Consider the following 21,702-nt stretch of genomic DNA (forward strand, 5'->3'; position numbering starts at 1 on the left):
AGAAGGGTAGACAGTCGCGATGCGCGCGACAACTTTTCGCGGCAGGATTCGGAGCCGTCTGGCACGCCCGCGCCCGGCAGGATTTCCGGCTGCACATCGCGCGGTCAAAGGGTATACTGGCGCACTCTTTTTTCATCTACCCGAATCGCGTGCGAAATCATCATGCAAAAGTTTGATACCAAAACCTTTCAGGGCCTGATCCTGACATTGCAGGATTACTGGGCGCGTCAGGGCTGCACCATCGTTCAGCCGCTGGACATGGAAGTGGGCGCCGGCACTTCACACCCTATGACCTGCCTGCGCGCACTCGGACCAGAGCCGATTGCCGCAGCCTACGTGCAACCGTCGCGCCGTCCGACCGACGGGCGCTACGGCGAAAACCCGAACCGCCTACAGCACTACTACCAGTTCCAGGTGATCATCAAGCCGTCGCCGGACAACATTCAGGAGCTGTATCTCGGATCGCTGAAAGAGTTGGGCATCGATCCCACCGTGCATGATATCCGCTTCGTGGAAGATAACTGGGAAAACCCGACGCTTGGCGCGTGGGGCCTCGGCTGGGAAGTGTGGCTCAACGGCATGGAAGTGACGCAGTTCACCTATTTCCAGCAGGTGGGCGGCCTGGAGTGTAAGCCGGTGACCGGCGAGATCACCTACGGCCTTGAGCGCCTGGCGATGTATATCCAGAGCGTCGACAGCGTTTACGATCTGGTCTGGAGCGACGGTCCGCTGGGTAAAACCACCTATGGCGACGTGTTCCATCAGAACGAAGTCGAGCAGTCTACCTACAACTTCGAATACGCCGACGTCGACTTCCTCTTTACCTGCTTCGAGCAGTACGAGAAAGAGGCGCAGCAGCTGCTGGCGCTGGAAAAACCGCTGCCGCTGCCGGCCTATGAGCGCATCCTGAAAGCCGCGCACAGCTTTAACCTGCTGGACGCGCGCAAGGCGATCTCCGTGACCGAGCGCCAGCGCTATATTCTGCGCATCCGCACCCTGACCAAAGCCGTGGCTGAAGCCTACTACGCCTCCCGCGAGGCGCTGGGCTTCCCGATGTGCAATAACAACAAGTAAGAGGCAGCCATGACTGAAAAAACGTTTCTGGTGGAAATCGGCACCGAAGAGCTGCCGCCGAAAGCATTGCGCAGCCTGGCCGAAGCCTTTGCTGCGCAGGTTACCGCCGAGCTGGATAGCGCCGGCCTGGCGCACGGCGAAGTGCGCTGGTACGCCGCGCCGCGCCGTCTGGCGCTGAAAGTAGCGAGCCTGAGCGCCGCGCAGCCCGATCGCGAAGTTGAAAAACGCGGCCCGGCGGTCTCCGCCGCCTTTGACGCCGACGGCAAACCGACCAAAGCGGCGGAAGGCTGGGCGCGCGGCAACGGCATCACCGTCGATCAGGCCGAGCGCCTGAGCACCGACAAAGGCGAATGGCTGGTTTACCGCGCGCAGGTGAAAGGCGAATCTTCCCAGTCGCTGCTGCCCGGCATGATCGCCACCGCGCTCGGCAAGCTGCCGATCCCGAAACTGATGCGCTGGGGCGCGAGCGACGTGCAGTTTGTCCGTCCGGTGCATACCGTGACGCTGCTGCTGGGCGACGAGCTGCTCCCGGCGACCATCCTCGGCATTGAGTCAGGTCGCACGATTCGCGGTCACCGCTTTATGGGCGAGCCTGAATTCACCATCGACCATGCCGACCAGTATCCAGAGATTCTGGAAACGCGCGGTAAAGTTATCGCCGACTACGCCGTGCGCAAGGCGCAGATTAAAGCCGATGCCGAAGCGGCGGCGCGCCAGCTGGGCGGCAACGCCGACCTGAGCGACAGCCTGCTGGAAGAGGTCACCTCGCTGGTGGAGTGGCCGGTGGTGCTGACGGCGACCTTCGAAGAGAAATTCCTCAAGGTGCCAGCGGAAGCGCTGGTCTACACCATGAAGGGCGATCAGAAATATTTCCCGGTCTATGACGACGCGGGCAAGCTGCTGCCGAACTTTATCTTCGTCACCAATATCGCCTCGAGCGATCCGCAGCAGATTATCGCCGGTAACGAAAAGGTGGTGCGTCCGCGTCTGGCGGATGCTGAATTCTTCTTTAATACCGACCGCAAAAAACGGCTGGAAGATCACCTGCCGCGCCTTGAAACCGTGCTGTTCCAGAAAGAGCTCGGCACGCTGCGCGACAAAACCGATCGCATTCAGGCGCTGGCGGGCTGGATCGCCGCGCAGATTGGCGCAGACGTGAATCACGCGACGCGCGCTGGCCTGCTCTCCAAGTGCGACCTGATGACCAATATGGTGTTTGAGTTTACCGACACCCAGGGCGTGATGGGCATGCACTACGCGCGTCACGATGGCGAAGCCGAAGATGTGGCGGTCGCGCTTAACGAGCAGTATCAGCCGCGCTACGCCGGCGACGATCTGCCTTCTAACCCGGTGGCCTGCGCGCTGGCGATCGCCGACAAGATGGATACCCTTGCGGGCATCTTCGGCATCGGTCAGCATCCGAAGGGCGACAAAGATCCGTTTGCGCTGCGCCGTGCCGCGCTGGGCGTGCTGCGCATCATCGTTGAGAAGAACCTGCCGCTCGATCTGCAGACCCTGACGGAAGAAGCGGTGCGCCTGTATGGCAGCAAGCTGAGCAACGGCAAAGTGGTCGATGACGTTATCGACTTTATGCTGGGTCGCTTCCGCAGCTGGTATCAGGAAGAGGGCCACAGCGTCGATACGCTGCAGGCGGTGCTGGCGCGTCGTCCGACCCGTCCGGCTGATTTCGACGCGCGTATGAAGGCGGTATCGCACTTCCGCACGCTCGACGAAGCGGCGGCGCTGGCAGCGGCGAACAAGCGCGTCTCCAACATTCTGGCGAAATCGACCGAAACGCTGAACGACAGCGTGCAGGCGTCGCTGCTGAAAGAGAACGAAGAGATCCAGCTGGCGACCTTCGTGACCGCGCTCGGCGATAAACTGCAGCCCTACTTCGCAGAGGGCCGCTATCAGGATGCGCTGATCGAACTGGCGCAGCTGCGCGAGGCGGTCGATAACTTCTTCGACAAGGTGATGGTCAACGCCGACGACGCTGAAGTGCGCGTCAACCGCCTGACGCTGCTGGCGAAGCTGCGCGAGCTGTTCCTGCAGGTTGCGGATATTTCGCTGCTGCAGTAATGGACAAAGATTAAAAAGGCAAAGGGCGACGTGATGTCGCCCTTTTTACAGACAGGCTGTGCAAAGGCGATCAAATTAAAATATCAGGCCCTTTACGGTTAATCGCATTTAATAAAAGCAGCGCTGCGCCGTTAGGCTTTTTCTCGTCGCGCTCCCATTTTGAGATCGTAACCACAGACATATTGATGTATGCGGCCAGCATGGCCTGGCTGAGATTAAATCTGGCTCGCAGGGTTTTAATCGCTTGTCCGTTCATCTCTTCAACCGCAGGCAATTTGTTGCGCAGCTCGCGTAATCTGAGACGTGCATCCAGCTGTTCTACCGTTTCATCGGAAACAACGCCTATCTGGTTAAAGTCGTGGGCAATTTCCTGCAGGTCTTTCAAATGATCAATCATTGCACTTTAACTCCCGCATAATACCAGCGGCTAATGCCTTATCTACCTCTGCTCTGGACATGGCGAGTAGCTGTTTTGCTAAAATTCGGTACGCTGCAAGCTCGTCTGCTGAGATCTCTTTACCGCCATGTTTTTTAATATCGCTTTTACTCCAGCCATTAACAAAATAGAGGTTCCCGCCATATTTAAAGATGATAACGCTGCGAGCGCCGCCGCTCTTACCTGCGCCCAGCGCTATTCGTTTTTTGAATACGCCTCCGCCCAGGTCTGCTTCATACTGACCGGCCATTATCTCTCGCGCTGCGTTAAACAGCTTATCTTCAGGGATGCTGTATCGCTTAAGATTTCGGTCAAAGGGCTTCAAAACAAAGATCGACATAACCAACTCCCTCTGGTTGTTCGCCTCTCCTGATGTTGCTTAAAATTCACGCATAACTATAGTCCTCGGTATGGCAGATGGCAAGAGCGCTAGCCCTGTCTTGCACATCAGCCAGCCGGCGGCGCGGTGCGCGCAAAGCTCTCGCGCTGAAACAGCTGCTCCGCCAGCTTCACCAGCGCCGGGCGATCCACGCACCAGTTCGGCACCACATGACGAAAGTTGATATAGCCGATAGTGCAGCCCACGGCGATATCGGCAAGATTCAGCGTGCCGTTATTCAGCAAACGACCTTCCGCCGCAATCGCTTCCAGCTTATCCAGGCTGCGCAGGATCTTTTCCCGGTTACGCGTCAGCACTTCGGCGGATTGCTGCTCCGGCGCGCGCAGCTTCTCGCGCACGATGATACTGGCGCAGTCGCTGACGCCGTCCGCCAGCCGCTCGGTCTGCCGAATATGCAGCGCCAGCCAGGCGTCCTCCGGCAGCAGCGCGGGCGCGTCGCCGCGCAGTTCCAGGTACTGCGCGATAATCGAGGAGTCGAACCAGGCCTGCTGGCTATCGTCAATCAGCGTCGGCACTTTGCCCAGCGGATTGTGGAGCGCGACGTGGCTGTCAGGACTGTAGGGCGCATCGTTAACAAATTCGAACACGATGCCTTTTTCCAGCAGGATGACAGATATTTTCCGTACAAAAGGGCTGGTATAGCTGCCGATCAGTTTCATCGCACTCCTCCGCTGTTAAAGGATTGAGTCAGCTCTCATCCGGGAAAAGAAAAGGGTTCAGGCTGCTGCGTGAGAAGCCTTCCTGCTCCATGCGCGCGTCCAGCACCAGCGAGGCGAGATCGTCCGCCACAGGCTCTAGCGCCGGATCCTTTTCCTGATAGAGCATCTTCAGATAGGTGCCGCAGTCGCCGCAGCTCTCCGCTTTGACCGCCGCCTGCTCGCTGTCCAGCGACCAGTAGTGGAGATCGCGTGTCTGCTCGCAGTTGCTGCACTTGCTGCGCGCCACATACCATTCGCTTTCGCACAGGTTGCAGTGCAGATAGCGCAGGCCCTGCTGCGTGCCGAGATGCACCACGCTCGCTACCGGCATGCTGGCGCACACCGGGCAGAACTGGCGCTGCTCGCCATATTCGGCGCGCGCTTTGCCGGGGATCAGCGCCGCCATCTGCGCCCAGTAAACCGACAGCGCCGCCCAGATAAAGGGCGCTTTGTCGCTGCTGACCAGCGCGAACTCGCCTGCCAGCAGCGCGCTGGCCAGAGTTTCCAGTTCGCCCGCGGCGGTTTTTTCCAGGTTTTCCAGCACCGCCAGCGCCTGGCCGGTCATTTCCGGTTTCAGCTCGGCGATCAGCGAGTGCAGCAGACGCTGCCAGTGTGCGTCGCGCGGCAGGCTGTGAATATCAAGCGGCGGTTTGCCCTCGGCGGCGCTCTGCACCAGACGATCGTAAAGATCGCGGTGCAGCGGATGGTCGTACAGAACGATCTCTTGCGCCTGGGCGATCTTGGCGGCGAAACGCAGATAGTCGCCCAGCGGATTTTTAGCCGCCAGCTCGCGCAGCCGCGCGGCGCGGCGGCTATAGAGGTTCTTCAGCCGTGGAAAAAGTAACGGCGGAATGGTATCCGCCGTGTGTTTTTCGCTCTTCTCCAGCTGGTCTTGCGGGATGATGCGAATACTCATCAGGGGCGTTTTTCCTGTTGTGTTGAGCGGTTACGCTGCTCGCGATACCAGCGAGGATGGTGTTTTTCCGCCCATGCGGGGCTGACCCAACCTTCGACCATCGCCGTAATGGTGCCTTTGACCCATAGCGCCGCATAAATGTGCACCATAATCACCACGATCAGGCCCACGGCGGAGAGAGAATGCACCAGCAGCGCCGCGCGGATCAGCGGAATGCTGAAGGCGTCGGCGAACCAGGGACGCCAGATCACCACGCCGCTGAGCAGAAGCAGCACTAAGCTGATGATAGCAGCCCAGAACACACACTTCTGGCCAAAATTATAGCGGCCCGTATCGCCGACCTCTTCATTAAGGGCAATTTTGTGGATATTGCGCGCCCACAGCAGGTCCTCTTTATTCACCAGATTATGATGCCAGTAGCGGAAAAACATCAGCAGAAAGGCAGCGAACATGGTGACGCCGATAAAGGGATGCAGGATGCGCGCCAGCTGCGGCGTGCCCAACACATTCATCAGCCAGTTGAACGAGGGGAACAGAAAGCCCAGCCCGCTCAGCGCCAGCAGCACAAAACAGATGGCGACAATCCAGTGATTGATACGCTCCGCCGCGCGGTAGCGTATGATGCGCTCGCTTTTTTTCATTCCTCCTCCTCCTTATGCTGCTCCTCGTCGACCCGGTTCGGGCCCACGCCGACATAGTGGAACACCGATGCGGCGAAGGTGGCGGCGAAGCCTATCGCCGCCAGCGGTTTCCAGACGCCTTTCCAGAACGTCACGGTCGGGCTGATGCCGGGGTTTTCCGGCAGCCCGTGGTAGAGCTGCGGCTTGTTGGCGTGATGCAGCACATACATCACATGGGTGCCGCCAACGCCTGCCGGATCGTACAGGCCGGCGTTTTCGAAGCCGCGCGATTTAAGATCGGCGACGCGCTCCGCCGCCAGCTGCTGCATCTCCTCTTTGCTGCCGAAGTGAATCGCGCCGGTCGGACAGGTTTTGACGCAGGCAGGTTCTTGCCCGACGTTGATCCGATCGACGCAGAGCGTGCACTTATAGGCGCGATTGTCCTCCTGGCTGATGCGCGGCACGTTGAACGGGCATCCCGCGATGCAGTAGCCGCAGCCGATGCAGTGGTCAGACTGAAAGTCGACAATACCGTTGGCGTACTGCACGATGGCGCCCGCAGACGGGCAGGCTTTCAAACAGCCGGGATCGGCGCAGTGCATACAGCCATCCTTTCGGATTAGCCATTCCAGTCTGCCATTCTCCTCAACCTCCGAGAAGCGCATCACCGTCCAGGCTTTGGCGTCGAGATCGGTCGGATTGTCGTAAACGCCGATATTGTGTCCAACCTCGGCGCGAATATCGTTCCACTCCGAGCAGGCGACCTGACAGCCTTTACAGCCGATACAGGTGGTAACGTCGATCAGCTTGGCGACCTGCTGCCGGTGATCGCGCGCCTGCGGCGCGGGCGTGAGCGAGCTGGTCGCGGAGCGACGAATAATGTCCTGTGTGGGGTAAGCCATGTTCGTTCTCCGTTACGCCTTTTCCACTTTCACTAAAAATCCTTTGTACTCCGGCGTTTGCGAATTAGCGTCGCCCACTGACGGCGTCAGCGTGTTGGCGAGGAAGCCTTTGCGCGTCGCGCCTTCGAAGCCCCAGTGGCAAGGAATGCCGACGGTATCGACCGGCTTGCCGTCAATGTGCAGGCGCTGCAGGCGCCGCGTCACCACCGCTTTGGCTTTGATATAGCCGCGGCGGGAAGAGACTTTAACGCTGTCGCCCGCCTTGATGCCTTTCTCCGCCGCCAGCTCCGCGCCGATCTCCACAAACTGCTCCGGCTGCGCGATGGCGTTCAGCAGAGCGTGTTTCGTCCAGTGACGGAACAGCTCGGTAATGGAGTAGGTGGTGGCGACGCAGGGATACTCGGCCGCTTCGCCCAGCAGGGCGGCGTCGCGCGCAAAGAGGCGCGCCACCGGGCTGTGGCTCTGCTGCGGATGCAGCGGATTGGCCGCCAGCGGGCTCTCCATCGGCTCGTAGTGCTCGGGGAACGGACCATCGGCCATTTTGTCGAGCGCGAAGAGATGGCCCAGACCGTCCGGCTGCATGATAAAAGGGCCGGCCTGCTGCTGCGGCGCCAGCGTCAGCGGATAGTCCGGCACGTCGATGCCCTGCCAGCGCTGGCCGTCCCACTCGATCAGGCGACGGTTCGGGTCCCAGGCTTTGCCCTGTTCGTCGGCGGAGGCGCGGTTATAGAGAATGCGGCGGTTGGCCGGCCACGCCCAGGCCCAGCCGGAAACTGCGCCCAGCCCGGAGGGATCGGCGTTGTCGCGGCGCGCCATCTGGTTGCCCTGCGGCGTCCAGCTGCCCGTATAGATCCAGCAGCCGCTGGCGGTGCTGCCGTCGTTGCGCAGTTCGGCGAAGGAGTTAAGCTGCTGGCCTTTTTTCAGCAGCAGCTTGCCGCTGGCGTCGTAAACGTCCTGCAGCGCGCGGCCGTTGCTCTCCTGCGCCACCTCTTCCGGCGACGGATCGGCGGGATTGCTGTAGTCCCAGCGCATCGCCACCAGCGGCTCCGGCGCGACGCCGCCTTCCTGACGGTAGAGTTCGCGCAGACGCAAAAAGAGATTGCCGAGGATTTTTCCGTCGTGCAGCGCCTCGCCCGGCGGCTCGGCCGCCGCCCAGTGCCACTGCAGCCAGCGCGACGAGTTGGCGACCGAGCCGTCCTCTTCGGCGAAGCAGGAAGAGGGCAGACGGAATACCTCCGTCGCGATCTGCGCGGGATCGACGTCGTTGAATTCGCCGTGAGGCTGCCAGAAGCTGGCGGTTTCGGTGCTGAGCGGATCGATCACCACCATATACTTCAGGCGTGAAAGCGCGCGACAGGCTTTGTTTTTGTCGGGGAAGGCGGCAAGCAGGTTAAAGCCCTGAATAAGCGCGCCGTTTATTTCGCCCTGCTCCATCATCTCCGCCTGCGCCATGCAGTCGTAGCTTTTATCCCACTTGGGCAGCCAGTCGTAGCCCCACTGGTTGTCCGCCGTGGCAGCGTCGCCGTAAAAACTCTTCATCAGGCTGATAAAGAACTTATCGGTGTTTTGCCAGTAGTTGACCTGGCCCGGCAGCGACGCGGCAGGCGTCGCTTTTTGCAGGTAGTCCGCCAGCGTCGCCATCTTTTCCGACGGCAGCGGCAGATAGCCCGGCAAACTTTGCGACAGCAGGCCAAGATCGGTATAGCCCTGCACGTTGGAGTGGCCGCGCAGCGCGTTGATACCGCCGCCCGGCATGCCGATATTGCCCAGCAGCAGCTGGATCATCGCCGCGGTGCGGATAATCTGCGAGCCGTTGGTGTGGTGCGTCCAGCCCAGCGCGTAGAGGATGGTGGCGGTACGGTTGGGCGCGCTGGTGGTCGCCAGCTGGCGGCAGATAGCAAGAAAGGTCTCATGGGGCGTGCCGCACAGGCGCGTCACCATCTCCGGGGTGTAGCGGCTGGCATGCGCCTTGAGCAGATTCAGCACGCAGCGCGGATGGCTAAAGCTGTCGTCGCGGCGCGCATGGCCGTTTTCATCCAGCTCATAGCGCCAGCTGGCGCGGTCGTACTGGCGCGTCTCCGCGTCGTAGCCGCTGAACACTCCCTCTTCGAAGCCATAGCCCTCGCTGACGATCAGCGCGGCGTTGGTGAAAGCGCGCACGTACGGCTGCTGAATCTGATTGTGCTGCAGCAGATAGTTGATGACGCCCATCAGAAACACCACGTCGCTGCCCGCGCGCACCGGCGCATAGAGATCCGCCACCGACGCCGAGCGGTTGAAGCGCGGATCCACGACGATGACCTGCGCGTTGTTGCGCGTCTTCGCCTCGATCACCCACTTAAAGCCGACCGGATGCGCTTCCGCCGGATTGCCGCCCATGATCAGCACCACGTTGGCGTTTTTGATGTCGTTCCAGTTGTTGGTCATCGCGCCGCGGCCGAAGCTGGGCGCCAGCGCGGCGACCGTCGGGCCGTGGCACAGCCGTGCCTGGTTCTCCAGCGCGACGATGCCGAGCGCGCGCGCGAATTTATGGTCGAGCAGGCCGGTTTCATTGCTGGCGGCCGACGAACAGAACATGGCGGTGGTAGGCCAGCGGTTGACCGTGACGCCAGCGGCGTTGGTTTGCTGGAAGTGGGCATCGCGATCCTGCTTCATCAGTCGGGCGATGCGCTCAAAGGCCTCCTGCCAGCTGATGCGCTGCCACTTGTCGCTGCCCGGCGCGCGATACTCCGGATATTTCAGCCGCTGGTCGCTGTGAATATAGTCGAGCACGCCCGCGCCTTTCGGGCAGAGCGAGCCGCGGCTGACGGGATGATCGGGATCGCCTTCGATATGGTAGATAGCGGCGCTGGCGTTTTTGGCGCCGTCGCCGAGGCTGTAGATCAGCATGCCGCAGCCGACGGAACAGTAGGTGCAGTTATTGCGCGTCTCTCTGGCGCGTACGAGCTTATATTCCCTGACGCCAGCTAACGCGGATTCCGGGGCGAAGCCCAGCAGCGCCGCGCTGGTTCCCGCCATTCCGCCAGCGCAGATTTTGAAAAAACTCCGTCTGGTAATTTGCATTTATCTTTCTTCTTTATTGGCTCCATTGCGAAGCTATGCAAAATAACAAGCCTGTCTGCGTCTTATTTGATGAAGGTCAATAAGTTAGTCTTTAGTAATGCTTTTTTTAAATTCTGTTTAAATTTGTTTAGAGTGCGGGCAGCGGAGCGCGCCTTTTTTCAGGGGCCGGTAAAAATAGCATTCCTTTATTAAAATCGATGTTAAAGCGCAGTGGAAAATCATTCTCATTTTACCTCGCAGAGGCGCACCACAGCGCTATTGGCTATCTTTTCACCGCATAATTTGTATAGCGGTTTTTTTGCGCTGCAGGTGACAACAGGGCAAACTTAAGCGCACTGCTGGCCGCCTGCGCGGCCGCAGAAAATTTAATTTCTTGTTAATAACAGGTCGTACTCCTTGAACGTTATCCCGCAAACTCCCGGCGAAAATTTAACAACTCAAACCGGCGCCAGCGAAATGCCGGTATGGCAGCGTGCCGATTTGACCGTGGCGCAGCCCGACTGGCTGGCGGATGAAGTGCCGGTCGCCCTCGTCTATAACGGCATCTCCCACGTGGTGATGATGACCACGCCGAAAGATCTGGAGGCGTTCGCCATCGGCTTTTCCCTGTCGGAAGGCATTATCGACGCGCCGGGCGATATTTTTGGTCTGGACGTGGTGCCGGGTTGTAACGGCATTGAGGTGCAGATCGAACTTTCCAGCCGACGTTTTATGGCGCTGAAAGAACAGCGTCGCGCGCTGGCGGGACGCACCGGCTGCGGCGTATGCGGCGTCGAGCAGCTGGATCAGATCGGCAAGCCGGTGCAGCCGCTGCCTTTTACGCAGACCTTCGATCTGGCGCAGCTGGATCGCGGCCTGAGCCAGCTGAAGAGCGTTCAGCCGGTCGGCCAGCAAACCGGCTGCACCCATGCGGCGGCCTGGCTGCGTCCAGACGGCGAGCTGGCAGGCGGCTGCGAGGATGTGGGGCGCCACGTCGCGCTGGATAAGCTGCTCGGCTACCGCAGCGGCGCGGCGTGGGGCGACGGCGCGGTGCTGGTCTCCAGCCGCGCCAGCTATGAGATGGTGCAGAAATCCGCCATGTGCGGCGTCGAGATCCTGTTCGCCGTCTCGGCGGCGACGCGGCTGGCGGTTGAGGTTGCCGACCGCTGCAACCTGACGCTGGTGGGCTTTAGCAAGCCGGGCCGCGCCACGGTTTATACTCACCCGCAGCGCCTGCGTTAAAGGGCATTCAGCGGCGGCAGGCTGTAAAAACAACAGTTTGTTTATATCAGATTTGTAAATTCCTTATGTTTAATGGGGCATTGATTACCCTTTTCCGGATCATGAATTTAACTATAATGGTTCGACTGCTTACGCGGCACGCCATCAGGCGGCGCCGCTCAAATATGAAATGGAGAGGAAGAACATGAGTTATTCACTGCCATCCCTGCCTTACGCCTACGACGCACTGGAACCGCACTTCGACAAGCAGACGATGGAAATCCATCACACCAAACACCACCAGACCTACGTTAACAACGCTAACGCAGCGCTGGAAGGAACCGAATTCGCTGACCTGCCGGTTGACGAGCTGATCACCAAACTGGATCAGGTTCCGGCAGACAAAAAAACCGTGCTGCGCAACAACGCTGGCGGCCACGCTAACCACAGCCTGTTCTGGAAAGGCCTGAAAACCGGCACCACGCTGCAGGGCGACCTGAAAGCGGCTATCGAAAAAGATTTCGGCAGCGTTGAAAAATTCCAGGAAGAGTTTGAGAAAGCCGCCGCTACCCGCTTTGGTTCAGGCTGGGCGTGGCTGGTGAAAAAAGGCGACAAACTGGCCGTGGTCTCTACCGCTAACCAGGACAACCCGCTGATGGGCGAAGCGATCTCCGGCGCATCAGGCTACCCGATTCTGGGCCTGGACGTCTGGGAGCACGCTTACTACCTGAAGTATCAGAACAAACGTCCTGACTACATCAAGGCGTTCTGGAACGTGGTGAACTGGGACGAAGCAGCAGCGCGTTTCGCCTCTGCAAAATAAGTTCACCCGTTAAAAAAGCCAAAACCGGCGAAGCGATTCGCCGGTTTTTTTCTGGCTGAAACAGCGCTAAGTAAACCGCAGCTAAACATGCGCACAGTAGGCTTTTAACCTTTCAGGACATTAACCTTCCGTTGAATTTCACGCGGGTAGGCTAAATAACATTCCACCAGAGAATGTTACATCATGTCCATTATAACTACGCCTGCGCCGACCGCCGAGTCGTCGGCTTCGCTGTTTTTTCAGTTAATCAGCGGAAAATATATCCCGAATAAACTGTGGTTGAGTAAACAATTCCGCCTGAAGTTCGCGCTGCGAACGGTGGCGTTTCCCGTGACGACGCTGCGTTATTTACACCAGCTGTCGCACCTGCCCGATTTGCATCAGGTGATGAGCGTGCAGGGGCTGTTACCCGCGAAGCCGCATCGCCCCTATTTGCGCGCGGGGTTCAGCGTGGCGGCGCGCGCTCAGGCGATCCTTGATCACTATCAGCTGGTCGCCGCATTGCAAAACGGCCGGCTGCGCCAGCTGCTGCAAAGCCCCGGCGATAATTTACTGGCGACGCTGAGCGGGAAAAACGGCGAGACGTTCGAGCTCTTCTCCTGCCCAGGGCGTTTCGATCGCGAAGGGGAAATTACGCTGGTGCTGCGCTATCAGAATGAGGCTATCGCTTCGCTCTCGTTTTCGCTGATCAAGGAAGCGGGGCTGCGCACTCTGCTGATCGGCGGCCTGCAGGGGCCGCGTAAACATGTCTCCAACGACGTGATCCGCGAGGCGACGAAAGCGGCGCACGGGTTGTTTCCCAAACGCCTTGTTATGGAGGTGGTCTGTATGCTGGCGCAGCGCTGCGCGGCGGAGAAGATTATCGCCGTCGGCGATACCACGCATGTGTTCCGCAGCCTGCGCTATCGCCACAGCAAAAGTGATTACTTTTTCGCCAGCTACAGCGAGTTCTGGACATCGCTGGGCGGCGAAGCACGCAAAGACGGACTCTATCAGCTGCCGCTCAGCCTGCCGCGTAAGGCGCTGGAGGAGATCGCCAGTAAGAAGCGCGCCGAGTATCGGCGACGTTATGAACTGCTGGATGCGCTGGCGCAGCAGGTGTCAGCTGCCATCGGCCAGCGCGGAGAGGATCAGGCGGCCGCCTGATCCCGAACTCAGAACAGCTTCTTCGCGAAGCCGGTCATGACCTTCAGGCCCATTTCGCGGCCCAGCGCGGTCATCGGATGCACGACCACCAGACCGCGCACGCTTTTCTTCAGCGTGCCCATATCGGCCTGCTCTTTTTTGGTGATCTCGCGGCTGAACGGCAGATCCATCAGCTTTTGCGCTTCTTTGCTCAGCTTGTCGTCACGCTTGTCGCGCAGACGTTCAATCTCGGTAACCAGCTTCTCTTTTTCTTTCAGCAGCGCGCCCAGCTTCTCGGCGTCGCCCGCTTCCAGCAGCTGCGGCTCTTTACGATTCAGGGCGTCCAGCTGATCGCTCAGACGTTTAATCTCGGCTTTTTCTTGCTCTTTCATGGCGAAAACTCGTTGTGGAAAACAGGCAAAGGATACACGAAAAGCGGCGCAAATTCGCGCGTGGCGAGAGACCAGGGCGCCTGAATCTCAGGCGCCGGGACGTTTGAACGCCTGTTTCAGGCTGATACGCGAGATCAGTTCGGTCAGAGAGAGCACCATGGTCGAGCGCACCATTTGCAGATAGCGCTGTTGCTGCATGGCGCGCAGCTCGGCGTCGTCGGGATGAAAGTCCGGTTTCGGCGGCCAGGCGGCCACGCAGTGCAGCTCGCCGAACGGGCCGAGGATCTCATCGTCGGTAAAACGGTAATCGTTTCGATCGTGGTTCAGCTCTTCGCGCAGCGCCAGCAGCAGCTCGCAATCTTCATACTCATGGCGGCTGATGACCCCCAGACCGTAGATCAGCTTAAGGCGCACCGGCAGCTCGCCGAGCGGGCCGTCGCCCAGCAGCAGCGGCTCGACCGCATACTTCACCGCGTAGTCATCCTTGCGAAACACCTGCAGCACCAGCAAATTGACCGCTTCGGCCAACAGCTCGACGGCGGCGATCAGGAAGCTTCTCACCGAGCGTCCGGCGTTCAGGCGCTCAAGCACCCGGTTTTCAAAAGCTTGCTTCTCTTCCATTGTCGCCTGCAGAATTCTGATACCGTCAACGGGCGCCGCGTCGCCGCGCCCGTACCGCTTGTGCGTGACTGACACGCGCCTGTCAGACCATCGCGTTGTACGCGCTGACCGCCGCCGCCACCACTTCGCTGTCGGCATCCAGACCGGATACCTGCGCCAGCGTCGCCTGCGGACCTTTCTCGTTAATCAGCGCTTCCAGCTCCTGCGCCTGCGGATCCTGCGCGCTGCGATAGTGCATCGCGGCCGCGATACCCTGCACCAGATGCACGTTCGGCAGCTGATACTCCAGCGTGCCCAGCGTCGGTTTGATCAGGCGATCGCCTGCGCTCAGCTTACGCAGCGGCTGACGGCCTACGCGCTCTACATCATCTTTCAGGTAGGGATTCTCGAAGCGGCCGAGGATTTTTTCGATATAGGCGGCGTGCTTGTGGGCGTCGAAACCGTAGCGCTTGATCAATACTGCGCCGCTCTCTTCCATCGCCCCTTTGACCACCGCTCGGATTTTCTCATCCAAGATGGCATCGCGTATGGTCTGATGCCCGGCGAGCTGGCCGAGATAGGCGGTGATGGCGTGGCCGGTGTTAAGGGTAAACAGTTTGCGCTCGACGAACGCCATCAGATTGTCGGTAAGCTCCATGCCCGCAATGGTGGGCAGCTCGCCTTTGAACTGGGTTTTATCGACAATCCACTCGCTAAAGGTTTCCACGGTGACCTCCAGCGGATCGTTGCTGCCCGCTTCGGACGGCGGCACGATGCGGTCTACGGCGGAGTCGACGAAGCCGACGTGCTGCTCAACCCAGGCGTGATGCTGCTCCGGCAGCGCTTTCAGCACGTGCTGTTTCAGCTGGCTGGTGCCGCGCACCATGTTTTCGCAGGCGATAATATTCAGCGGACGATCGTTGCCCTGGTCATGGCGTTGCGCCAGGCCCTTCGCCACGCTGCCCGCGATGCGCTCCAGAATTTGCGGGCCGACGGCGGTGGTCACCAGATCGACCTCCGCAACCAGCGCGATAATGTCGTCGCTGGTGCTGTTGACGGCGCTGACGCCCTTCACGATTTCCACTTTCGCCTGCTCGCCAACCACATGTACTGGATATTCATGACGCGCGTTCAGTGCATCCAGCACCACCTGGTTAACATCGGCGAACACCAGTTCAATGCCTGCATCCGCCAGCAGCTTGCCAATAAAGCCGCGACCGATATTACCTGCTCCAAAATGTAACGCTTTCATAATATTGACCCATATCAAATGACGATGGGGCGGGCACGCCCGCCCCGGAAATCGGGACGGGCTTACCCGCCCCAGGGAAATTCACGCAGGACGTTTAGGCGGTCGCCGGGCTGCCCGACAGCAGATCCAGCACTTCCTGCACGCTGGTGGTGTGCGCCAGCTTCTCAATCACGCTTTCGTCGTCCAGCGCATTGGTCAGGCTGGTGATCACCTGGATGTGCTCGTTATTGCGCGCCGCGATGCCGATAACCAGGCGGGCCACGTCATCCGCATCGTCGCCGAACAGCACGCCCTGCGGATACTGACAGAACACCACGCCGGTTTTCAATACGCGATCTTTCGCTTCCACCGTGCCGTGCGGCACGGCAATCGACTCGCCGAGATAGGTCGGGGTGAGTTTTTCTCGCGCCAGCATCGCTTCAACATATTCCGGCTGAACGTAGCCGCCTTTCACCAGCTGCTCGCCGGCGAAGCGGATCGCCTGCTCTTTGTTGCTGGCGCTCAGGCCGAGGAAGACGTTGTCCGCGCCCAGCTTAAACAGATGCGGATTGCTGGTGTCGTAGCTGTCCGCCAGCGCGGTCTGTACCACTTCGCGGTGCGCTTCGCTGCGGTTTGCCGCCACCAGGCGATCGGTCAGATTGCTGTAGAGCGCGCTGTCGAGGAAGTTGTTCAGCGAGATATGCTGCGCCTGCGGTGCCTGACGCATCGCGCGCTCGGTGAGGTCGCGGTGGGTAATCACCAGATCGACGTCGCCCGGCAGCGAGTTAATCGCGCTGTTAGTGACGGACACGTTCGTGAGTCCCGCATCCTGCACTTTCTTACGCAGCACGCCTGCGCCCATCGCGCTGGAACCCATGCCGGCGTCACAGGCGACGATGATTTTACGCACGTGGCTGACGTCAACGCTGCTGGCGTCGGCGACGACCGGCGCGCCCGCTACGGCCTGGCCTTTTGACTGGGCTTTCATGTCATGCATGCGTTTGGTCGCCGCTTCGATATCGTCTTCCTCTTTGACTTTGCTGGTTTTCAGCAGGATAGAGGAGACCACAAAGGAGACCGCAAAGGCCGCGATAATCGCCGCGATATTGGCGAAGTAGGCGCCTTTCGGCGTCATCGCCAGCACTGCAAGGATAGAGCCTGGAGAGGCCGGAGAGACCAGACCGCCATTGAGCAGCGTCAGGGTGAAGACGCCGGTCATGCCGCCCAGAATCACCGCCAGCAGCAGACGCGGCGCCATCAGCACATACGGGAAGTAGATTTCGTGAATGCCGCCGAGGAAGTGAATGATCGCTGCGCCGCCCGCAGACTGCTTAGCGCTGCCGCGGCCAAAGATCATATAGGCTACCAGCACGCCCATGCCCGGACCCGGGTTCGCTTCGATCAGGAAGAAGATCGACTTGCCCGCTTCGCTTGCCTGCTGGATGCCCAGCGGCGAGAAGATGCCATGGTTAATGGCATTGTTAAGGAACAGGATTTTCGCTGGCTCAACGAAAATCGAGGTCAGCGGCAGCAGGTTGTTCTGCACCATCAGGTTGACGCCTGCGGCGAGAATATGCGACAGACCTTCCACCAGCGGACCGATAGCCAGAAACGCCAGTAGCGCCAGCAACATGCCGATAATACCGGCGGAGAAGTTGTTGACCAGCATTTCGAAGCCGCTTTTGATTTTACCGTCAACGGCGCGGTCGAAAGATTTGATCGCCCAGCCGCCCAGCGGACCGGCAATCATCGAGCCAAGGAACATCGGCATATCGGCGCCGACGATGACGCCCATGGTGGTGATCGCGCCGACCACGCCGCCGCGATCGCCGCCAACCAGACGTCCGCCGGTGAAACCGATCAGCAGCGGCAGCAGGTAGGTGATCATCGGGCCGACCAGTTTCGCCAGCGTCTCGTTAGGAATCCATCCGGTCGGGATGAACAGCGCGGTGATGATACCCCAGGCGATAAACGCACCGATGTTAGGCATCACCATATTACTCAGAAAGCGACCAAAGCTTTGAACCTTGACCTTGACTGATGAGGACATAAAGCCACCCCTTATCGAGACGCGCTGCAATAAGAGAGCGCGTTTGTTTTTGTTAAGCCAGCACGGCGTCGAACCGTCGCTATTACTGTATGCAGGCGGACTCTAGCACGCCAATATGACGCTGCGTAGCGGGCGGCTTAAGTGTGATCCAGATCACTCAATTAAGGTGGGGACAGGGGCTGTTTTAGTGAGTTAGATCACATAATAACGGTGTAAAAAAAGCACAGAGGCTATTTTTTCGCCGCTAAAAAGGGTTAAATGTGACTGATATCACATTTAGATCTGTTCTGTTTGTTTCATATATGTGACTACGATCACAAAGTATTTTTGGTCGAAAATGCGCCAGATCACACTCCCGACGGCGCGTTTCTCTGACTGGCGATAATCTGAAAGAGAGTAACAGCAGAAAGGCCGAGACAAGCGCGGGGGCTTGTCTCGGAAGAGAGATTACTGCAAGCCGTTTTGAACGGCTGTTTGCGCCTGGGTTAACGCCTGCGCGTTAGCGGAGATAGTGCTCATCAGCGCATTATATTGCGTGACCTGATCGGGAGTCGGGAACTGAACGGCGTTATTGTTAAAGCTCACGCGCGGTCCCTGCTGCTGCAGGAAATCGCCCGCCTGCGCCGCGCCCTGGCTCAGCGCCTGTAGCTTCGGCAGCAGCGGCACCAGCTGAGTGGCTGGCTGCGTGACGACTTTGTCGTAAGCGGCGTCGTAGACCTTTTTCAGATCCTCCTCCTGCTTAAGCGAGGCTTTGCTGCTGTCCGCCTGCATTTTAGCGCTCTCCAGCTGCTGCGTGACAATCACCAGCGCGCCGTTGGCCTGGCGCAGCGCGTCGCGGCGCGTCAGATAGTCCTGCGGCACGCGGATCGCCGACAGCTCATCGACCACCGGACGCATGCCCTGATCGATCGCCTTATTCACCTGCTGGGAAAAGCCGTAAAGGATGGCGTAGTCGCCCGCATATTTACCAAAATTCTGCTTCTGGCTTTCGCTCAGGCTCGGCAGATGTTCGCCGCTGCGCATGACGGTGTTTTGCAGAAAATCGATAAAGGCTTTGCGCTGATCGCCCTCTTTGTCGCCGCACGCGGTGAGGTTAAGCACCAGTAACGCGGCGCCGAGCAACATGCCGGTACGCATCCAGATGCGAGAAATTCCTGATGCCATAAGGGCAACTCCTGTAAATGAGAATGTAGATAACCGAGGAATGGTCCTAAAGAATAGAGCAAAGTAGCGCTCAGGCACAACGCCGGCAAGCGCGAAACGCGCAGCGGCAGAGAGGTATCCGGGCAGTCGCCTGCCCGGAAGGGTCGAAAGGATTAACCGGTATTACGCATGCCTGCTGCGACGCCCGCGATGGTCACCATCAGCGCCTGCTCGACGCGCGGATCGGCCTCTTCACCGCGCGCTTCCTGCGCGCGCGAACGCTGCAGCAGCTCCGCCTGCAGTACGTTGAGCGGATCGGTGTAGACGTTACGCAGCGCGATCGATTCGGCTATCCACGGCTGATCCGCCATCAGATGCGCGTCGTTGGCGATGGTCAGCACCGCTTTGATGTCGGCGTCAAGCTGGTCGCGCAGCTGTTTGCCCAGCGGCCACAGCGCGGTGTCCACCAGACGCTGATCGTAATACTCCGCCAGCCACAGGTCGGCTTTGGCGAATACCATCTCCAGCATGCCGAGCCGCGTCGAGAAGAACGGCCAGTCGCGGCACATCGCTTCGAGCTGATCCTGATGGCCCTCGTCCATCGCCTTTTGCAGCGCCGCGCCCGCGCCGAGCCAGGCTGGCAGCATCAGACGGTTCTGCGTCCAGGCGAAGATCCAGGGAATGGCGCGTAGCGACTCGACGCCGCCGGTCGGGCGACGTTTCGCCGGACGCGAGCCGAGCGGCAGCTTGCCCAGCTCCTGTTCCGGCGTGGCGGAGCGGAAGTAGGGTACGAAGTCCGGATTTTCGCGCACGTAGCCGCGATACATGGCGCAGGAGTGCTGTGAGAGCTGATCCATAATGCTGTGCCACTCTTTTTTCGGTTCCGGCGGCGGCAGCAGGTTCGCTTCCAGGATCGCGCCGGTGTAGAGCGACAGGCTGGCGATGGTGACTTCCGGCAGGCCATATTTAAAGCGGATCATCTCGCCCTGTTCAGTCACGCGCAGGCCGCCTTTCAGGCTGCCCGGCGGCTGAGAGAGCAGCGCCGCGTGTGCGGGCGCGCCGCCGCGACCGATGCTGCCGCCGCGTCCGTGGAACAGCGTCAGAGCGATGCCGGCTTTCTCACAGGTTTTGATCAGCGCGTCCTGCGCCTGATACTGCGCCCAGCTGGCGGCCATCACGCCGGCGTCTTTCGCCGAGTCGGAGTAGCCGATCATCACCATCTGCTTGCCCTGAATAAAGCCGCGATACCAGTCGATATTCAGCAGCTGACTCATGACGTCGTTAGCGTTGTTGAGGTCGTCGAGGGTTTCAAACAGCGGCGCCACCGGCATCGCGAAGGTGATGCCCGCCTCTTTCAGCAGCAGATGCACAGCCAGCACGTCGGACGGCGTCTTCGCCATCGAGATTACGTAGGCGGCGATGGAGCCCTGCGGTGCTTCGGCGGCGACGCGGCAGGTTTCCAGCACTTCGCGCGTTTCGTCGCTCGGCTCCCAGTGGCGCGGCAGCAGCGGACGTTTGGAGTTCAGCTCGCGCACCAGGAAGGCCTGTTTATCCGCTTCTGACCAGCTTTCATAGTCGCCGAGGCCGAGATAGCGGGTTACTTCGGCGATCGCTTCGGTATGGCGCGTGCTCTCCTGACGCAGATCGATGCGCACCAGCGGCACGCCGAAGCACTTCACGCGGCGCAGCGTATCCAGCAGCTGACCGTTGGCGATAATGCCCATATCGCACTGCTGCAGCGACTGATAGATAGCGTAAAGCGGCGTCCAGAGCTGATCGTTGGAGACCAGCAGATCGGCGGGACGCGGCAGACGTTCGCCCTTCAGGCGGCGCTCGAGATAAGCCTGAGTATTCAGCAGCTGGCTGCGCATGCGCTTCAGGATGACGCGATAAGGCTCAATGGCTTCAGGATCGCCGCACAGCTCGCGCACCTCTTCGCTGCATTCGGACATCGAGAGCTCGGAGATCAGCACGCCGATATCGCGCAGAAAAAGGTCGGCGGCTTTCCAGCGGCTAAGCTGCATGGCGTGACGCGTCACCGTGGCGGTCACGTTCGGGTTGCCGTCGCGGTCGCCGCCCATCCAGGAGGTAAATTTCACCGGCACGAAGTCGACCGGCAGCTTCACGCCGAACGCCTCTTCAACCTGTTCGTTCAGCTCGCGCAGAAAGGCGGGCACGCCTTCCCACAGGCTGTTCTCCACCACGGCGAAGCCCCATTTTGCCTCGTCGATCGGCGTCGGACGATATTTGCGGATCTCGTCGGTGTGCCACGCCTGCGCCACCAGCTGACGCAGGCGACGCATAATCTGGTTGCGCTCGTAGTCGGAGATATCGCTGTGATCGAGCTGCTTCAGGCAGCTATTCACCTCGACCAGCTTGTGGATCAGCGTGCGGCGGGTGATCTCGGTCGGGTGCGCCGTCAGCACCAGCTCCAGCGACAGCGACTCGATGGCGGCGCGAATGGCGCTTTCGCTGACGTCGGGCTGCTGTTTAAGGCGATCGAAGGTGGTTTTCAGCAGTTCGGGGTGATTTGCGCCGTCGCCGCTGCGTGAAATGGTCTGATACTGTTCGGCGACGTTGGTCAGGTTAAGAAACTGGCTAAAAGCGCGCGCTACCGGCAGCAGCTCGTCGTTCGACAAATTTTGCAGCGTGTTGAGCAGTTCCTTGCGATGAGTGTCATTTCCTGCGCGGGATGACTTTGAGAGTTTGCGGATGGTCTCCACCCGGTCGAGGATGTTCTCTCCTAGTGCATCCTTGATCGTATCCCCGAGCAGTTTGCCGAGCATACTGACATTACTTCGCATTGCGGAATATTGTTCGTTCATGTGACCCTGACACCCTTATCGTCTTTGTAAACTTCTACACCCACAGCTCGCGGCAAAGCCGAAACTGCATGAGTAATCACCCACCGGGCATAACATCGTCTTTTATCTAGCCACGTAAACCCTGC

The 21,702-nt window shown here is 59.7% G+C and carries 18 protein-coding genes; 5 read left to right on the forward strand and 13 right to left on the reverse strand.

Annotated elements, in window-relative coordinates; all coding sequences use genetic code 11:
* Positions 1–162 precede the first annotated feature (162 nt).
* Together glyQ and glyS are read left to right on the forward strand one after the other, a co-directional pair.
* On the forward strand, positions 163–1,074 hold the full coding sequence (gene glyQ, locus JS46_RS21040) for a glycine--tRNA ligase subunit alpha (RefSeq protein ID WP_033755527.1): 912 nt from the start codon (positions 163–165) through the stop codon (positions 1,072–1,074).
* A 9-nt stretch (positions 1,075–1,083) separates the two neighbouring features.
* Positions 1,084–3,153, forward strand: a complete 2,070-nt coding sequence (gene glyS / locus JS46_RS21045; protein WP_033755530.1) for a glycine--tRNA ligase subunit beta — start codon at positions 1,084–1,086, stop codon at positions 3,151–3,153.
* Between the two features lie 70 nt (positions 3,154–3,223).
* Here the strand turns inward: glyS and JS46_RS21050 are convergent, their stop codons facing one another.
* The 7 genes from JS46_RS21050 to fdnG all read right to left on the reverse strand — a co-directional run bounded on the left by JS46_RS21050 (position 3,224) and on the right by fdnG (position 10,188).
* Positions 3,224–3,550 carry a DNA-binding transcriptional regulator gene (locus JS46_RS21050; RefSeq protein WP_033755533.1) on the reverse strand — a complete coding sequence of 109 codons (327 nt, stop codon included), beginning with the start codon at positions 3,548–3,550 and terminating at the stop codon, positions 3,224–3,226.
* A complete protein-coding gene (locus JS46_RS21055) occupies positions 3,543–3,929 on the reverse strand; it encodes a type II toxin-antitoxin system RelE/ParE family toxin (protein WP_033755535.1) in 387 nt (128 codons plus the stop codon). Before JS46_RS21055 ends, JS46_RS21050 begins: the two co-directional genes overlap by 8 nt.
* A 107-nt stretch (positions 3,930–4,036) precedes the next feature.
* Positions 4,037–4,648, reverse strand: a complete 612-nt coding sequence (locus tag JS46_RS21060; RefSeq protein ID WP_033755537.1) for a glutathione S-transferase — start codon at positions 4,646–4,648, stop codon at positions 4,037–4,039.
* A 28-nt stretch (positions 4,649–4,676) separates the two neighbouring features.
* Positions 4,677–5,603 (reverse strand): formate dehydrogenase accessory protein FdhE, encoded by a 927-nt coding sequence (gene fdhE / locus JS46_RS21065; RefSeq protein WP_033755540.1) that lies wholly within the window; start codon positions 5,601–5,603, stop codon positions 4,677–4,679.
* Entirely contained in the window at positions 5,603–6,244 is a 642-nt protein-coding gene (fdoI, locus tag JS46_RS21070; RefSeq protein WP_033755543.1) for a formate dehydrogenase cytochrome b556 subunit, read from the reverse strand. Before fdoI ends, fdhE begins: the two co-directional genes overlap by 1 nt.
* Positions 6,241–7,125, reverse strand: a complete 885-nt coding sequence (gene fdxH, locus JS46_RS21075; protein WP_033755545.1) for a formate dehydrogenase subunit beta — start codon at positions 7,123–7,125, stop codon at positions 6,241–6,243. The genes fdoI and fdxH overlap by 4 nt, the downstream gene beginning before the upstream one ends.
* A 12-nt stretch (positions 7,126–7,137) precedes the next feature.
* A complete protein-coding gene (gene fdnG / locus JS46_RS21080; RefSeq protein ID WP_072010472.1) occupies positions 7,138–10,188 on the reverse strand; it encodes a formate dehydrogenase-N subunit alpha in 3,051 nt (1,016 codons plus the stop codon).
* Between the two features lie 456 nt (positions 10,189–10,644).
* On the opposite strand from fdnG, the gene fdhD reads away from it, so the two are divergent.
* The 3 genes from fdhD (at position 10,645) to JS46_RS21095 (ending at position 13,357) form a co-directional block, all read left to right on the forward strand.
* On the forward strand, positions 10,645–11,409 hold the full coding sequence (gene fdhD, locus JS46_RS21085; protein ID WP_051905662.1) for a formate dehydrogenase accessory sulfurtransferase FdhD: 765 nt from the start codon (positions 10,645–10,647) through the stop codon (positions 11,407–11,409).
* 184 nt (positions 11,410–11,593) lie between these two features.
* Positions 11,594–12,211, forward strand: coding sequence for a superoxide dismutase [Mn] (gene sodA, locus JS46_RS21090; RefSeq protein ID WP_033755547.1), 618 nt, complete (start codon positions 11,594–11,596; stop codon positions 12,209–12,211).
* A gap of 183 nt (positions 12,212–12,394) precedes the next feature.
* Positions 12,395–13,357, forward strand: coding sequence for a VirK/YbjX family protein (locus tag JS46_RS21095; protein WP_033755549.1), 963 nt, complete (start codon positions 12,395–12,397; stop codon positions 13,355–13,357).
* 8 nt (positions 13,358–13,365) lie between these two features.
* Here JS46_RS21095 and JS46_RS21100 read toward each other — a convergent pair whose 3' ends face one another.
* From JS46_RS21100 to ppc, 6 genes are all read right to left on the reverse strand, one after another.
* On the reverse strand, positions 13,366–13,728 hold the full coding sequence (locus JS46_RS21100; RefSeq protein WP_033755550.1) for a YibL family ribosome-associated protein: 363 nt from the start codon (positions 13,726–13,728) through the stop codon (positions 13,366–13,368).
* Between the two features lie 87 nt (positions 13,729–13,815).
* Positions 13,816–14,349: an MltR family transcriptional regulator gene (locus tag JS46_RS21105; protein ID WP_033755552.1), complete on the reverse strand. Its 534-nt coding sequence runs from the start codon at positions 14,347–14,349 to the stop codon at positions 13,816–13,818.
* An 82-nt stretch (positions 14,350–14,431) separates the two neighbouring features.
* Positions 14,432–15,580 carry a mannitol-1-phosphate 5-dehydrogenase gene (gene mtlD / locus JS46_RS21110; protein WP_033755554.1) on the reverse strand — a complete coding sequence of 383 codons (1,149 nt, stop codon included), beginning with the start codon at positions 15,578–15,580 and terminating at the stop codon, positions 14,432–14,434.
* Between the two features lie 94 nt (positions 15,581–15,674).
* A complete protein-coding gene (locus tag JS46_RS21115) occupies positions 15,675–17,609 on the reverse strand; it encodes a PTS mannitol transporter subunit IICBA (protein WP_033755556.1) in 1,935 nt (644 codons plus the stop codon).
* A gap of 447 nt (positions 17,610–18,056) precedes the next feature.
* Positions 18,057–18,773 carry a DUF3053 domain-containing protein gene (locus JS46_RS21120; RefSeq protein WP_033755558.1) on the reverse strand — a complete coding sequence of 239 codons (717 nt, stop codon included), beginning with the start codon at positions 18,771–18,773 and terminating at the stop codon, positions 18,057–18,059.
* 152 nt (positions 18,774–18,925) lie between these two features.
* Positions 18,926–21,577, reverse strand: a complete 2,652-nt coding sequence (ppc, locus tag JS46_RS21125; protein WP_033755560.1) for a phosphoenolpyruvate carboxylase — start codon at positions 21,575–21,577, stop codon at positions 18,926–18,928.
* Between the last annotated feature and the right edge of the window lie 125 nt (positions 21,578–21,702).

Source organism: Pantoea sp. NGS-ED-1003, assembly GCF_000738765.1.
Classification (GTDB): domain Bacteria; phylum Pseudomonadota; class Gammaproteobacteria; order Enterobacterales; family Enterobacteriaceae; genus Pantoea; species Pantoea septica.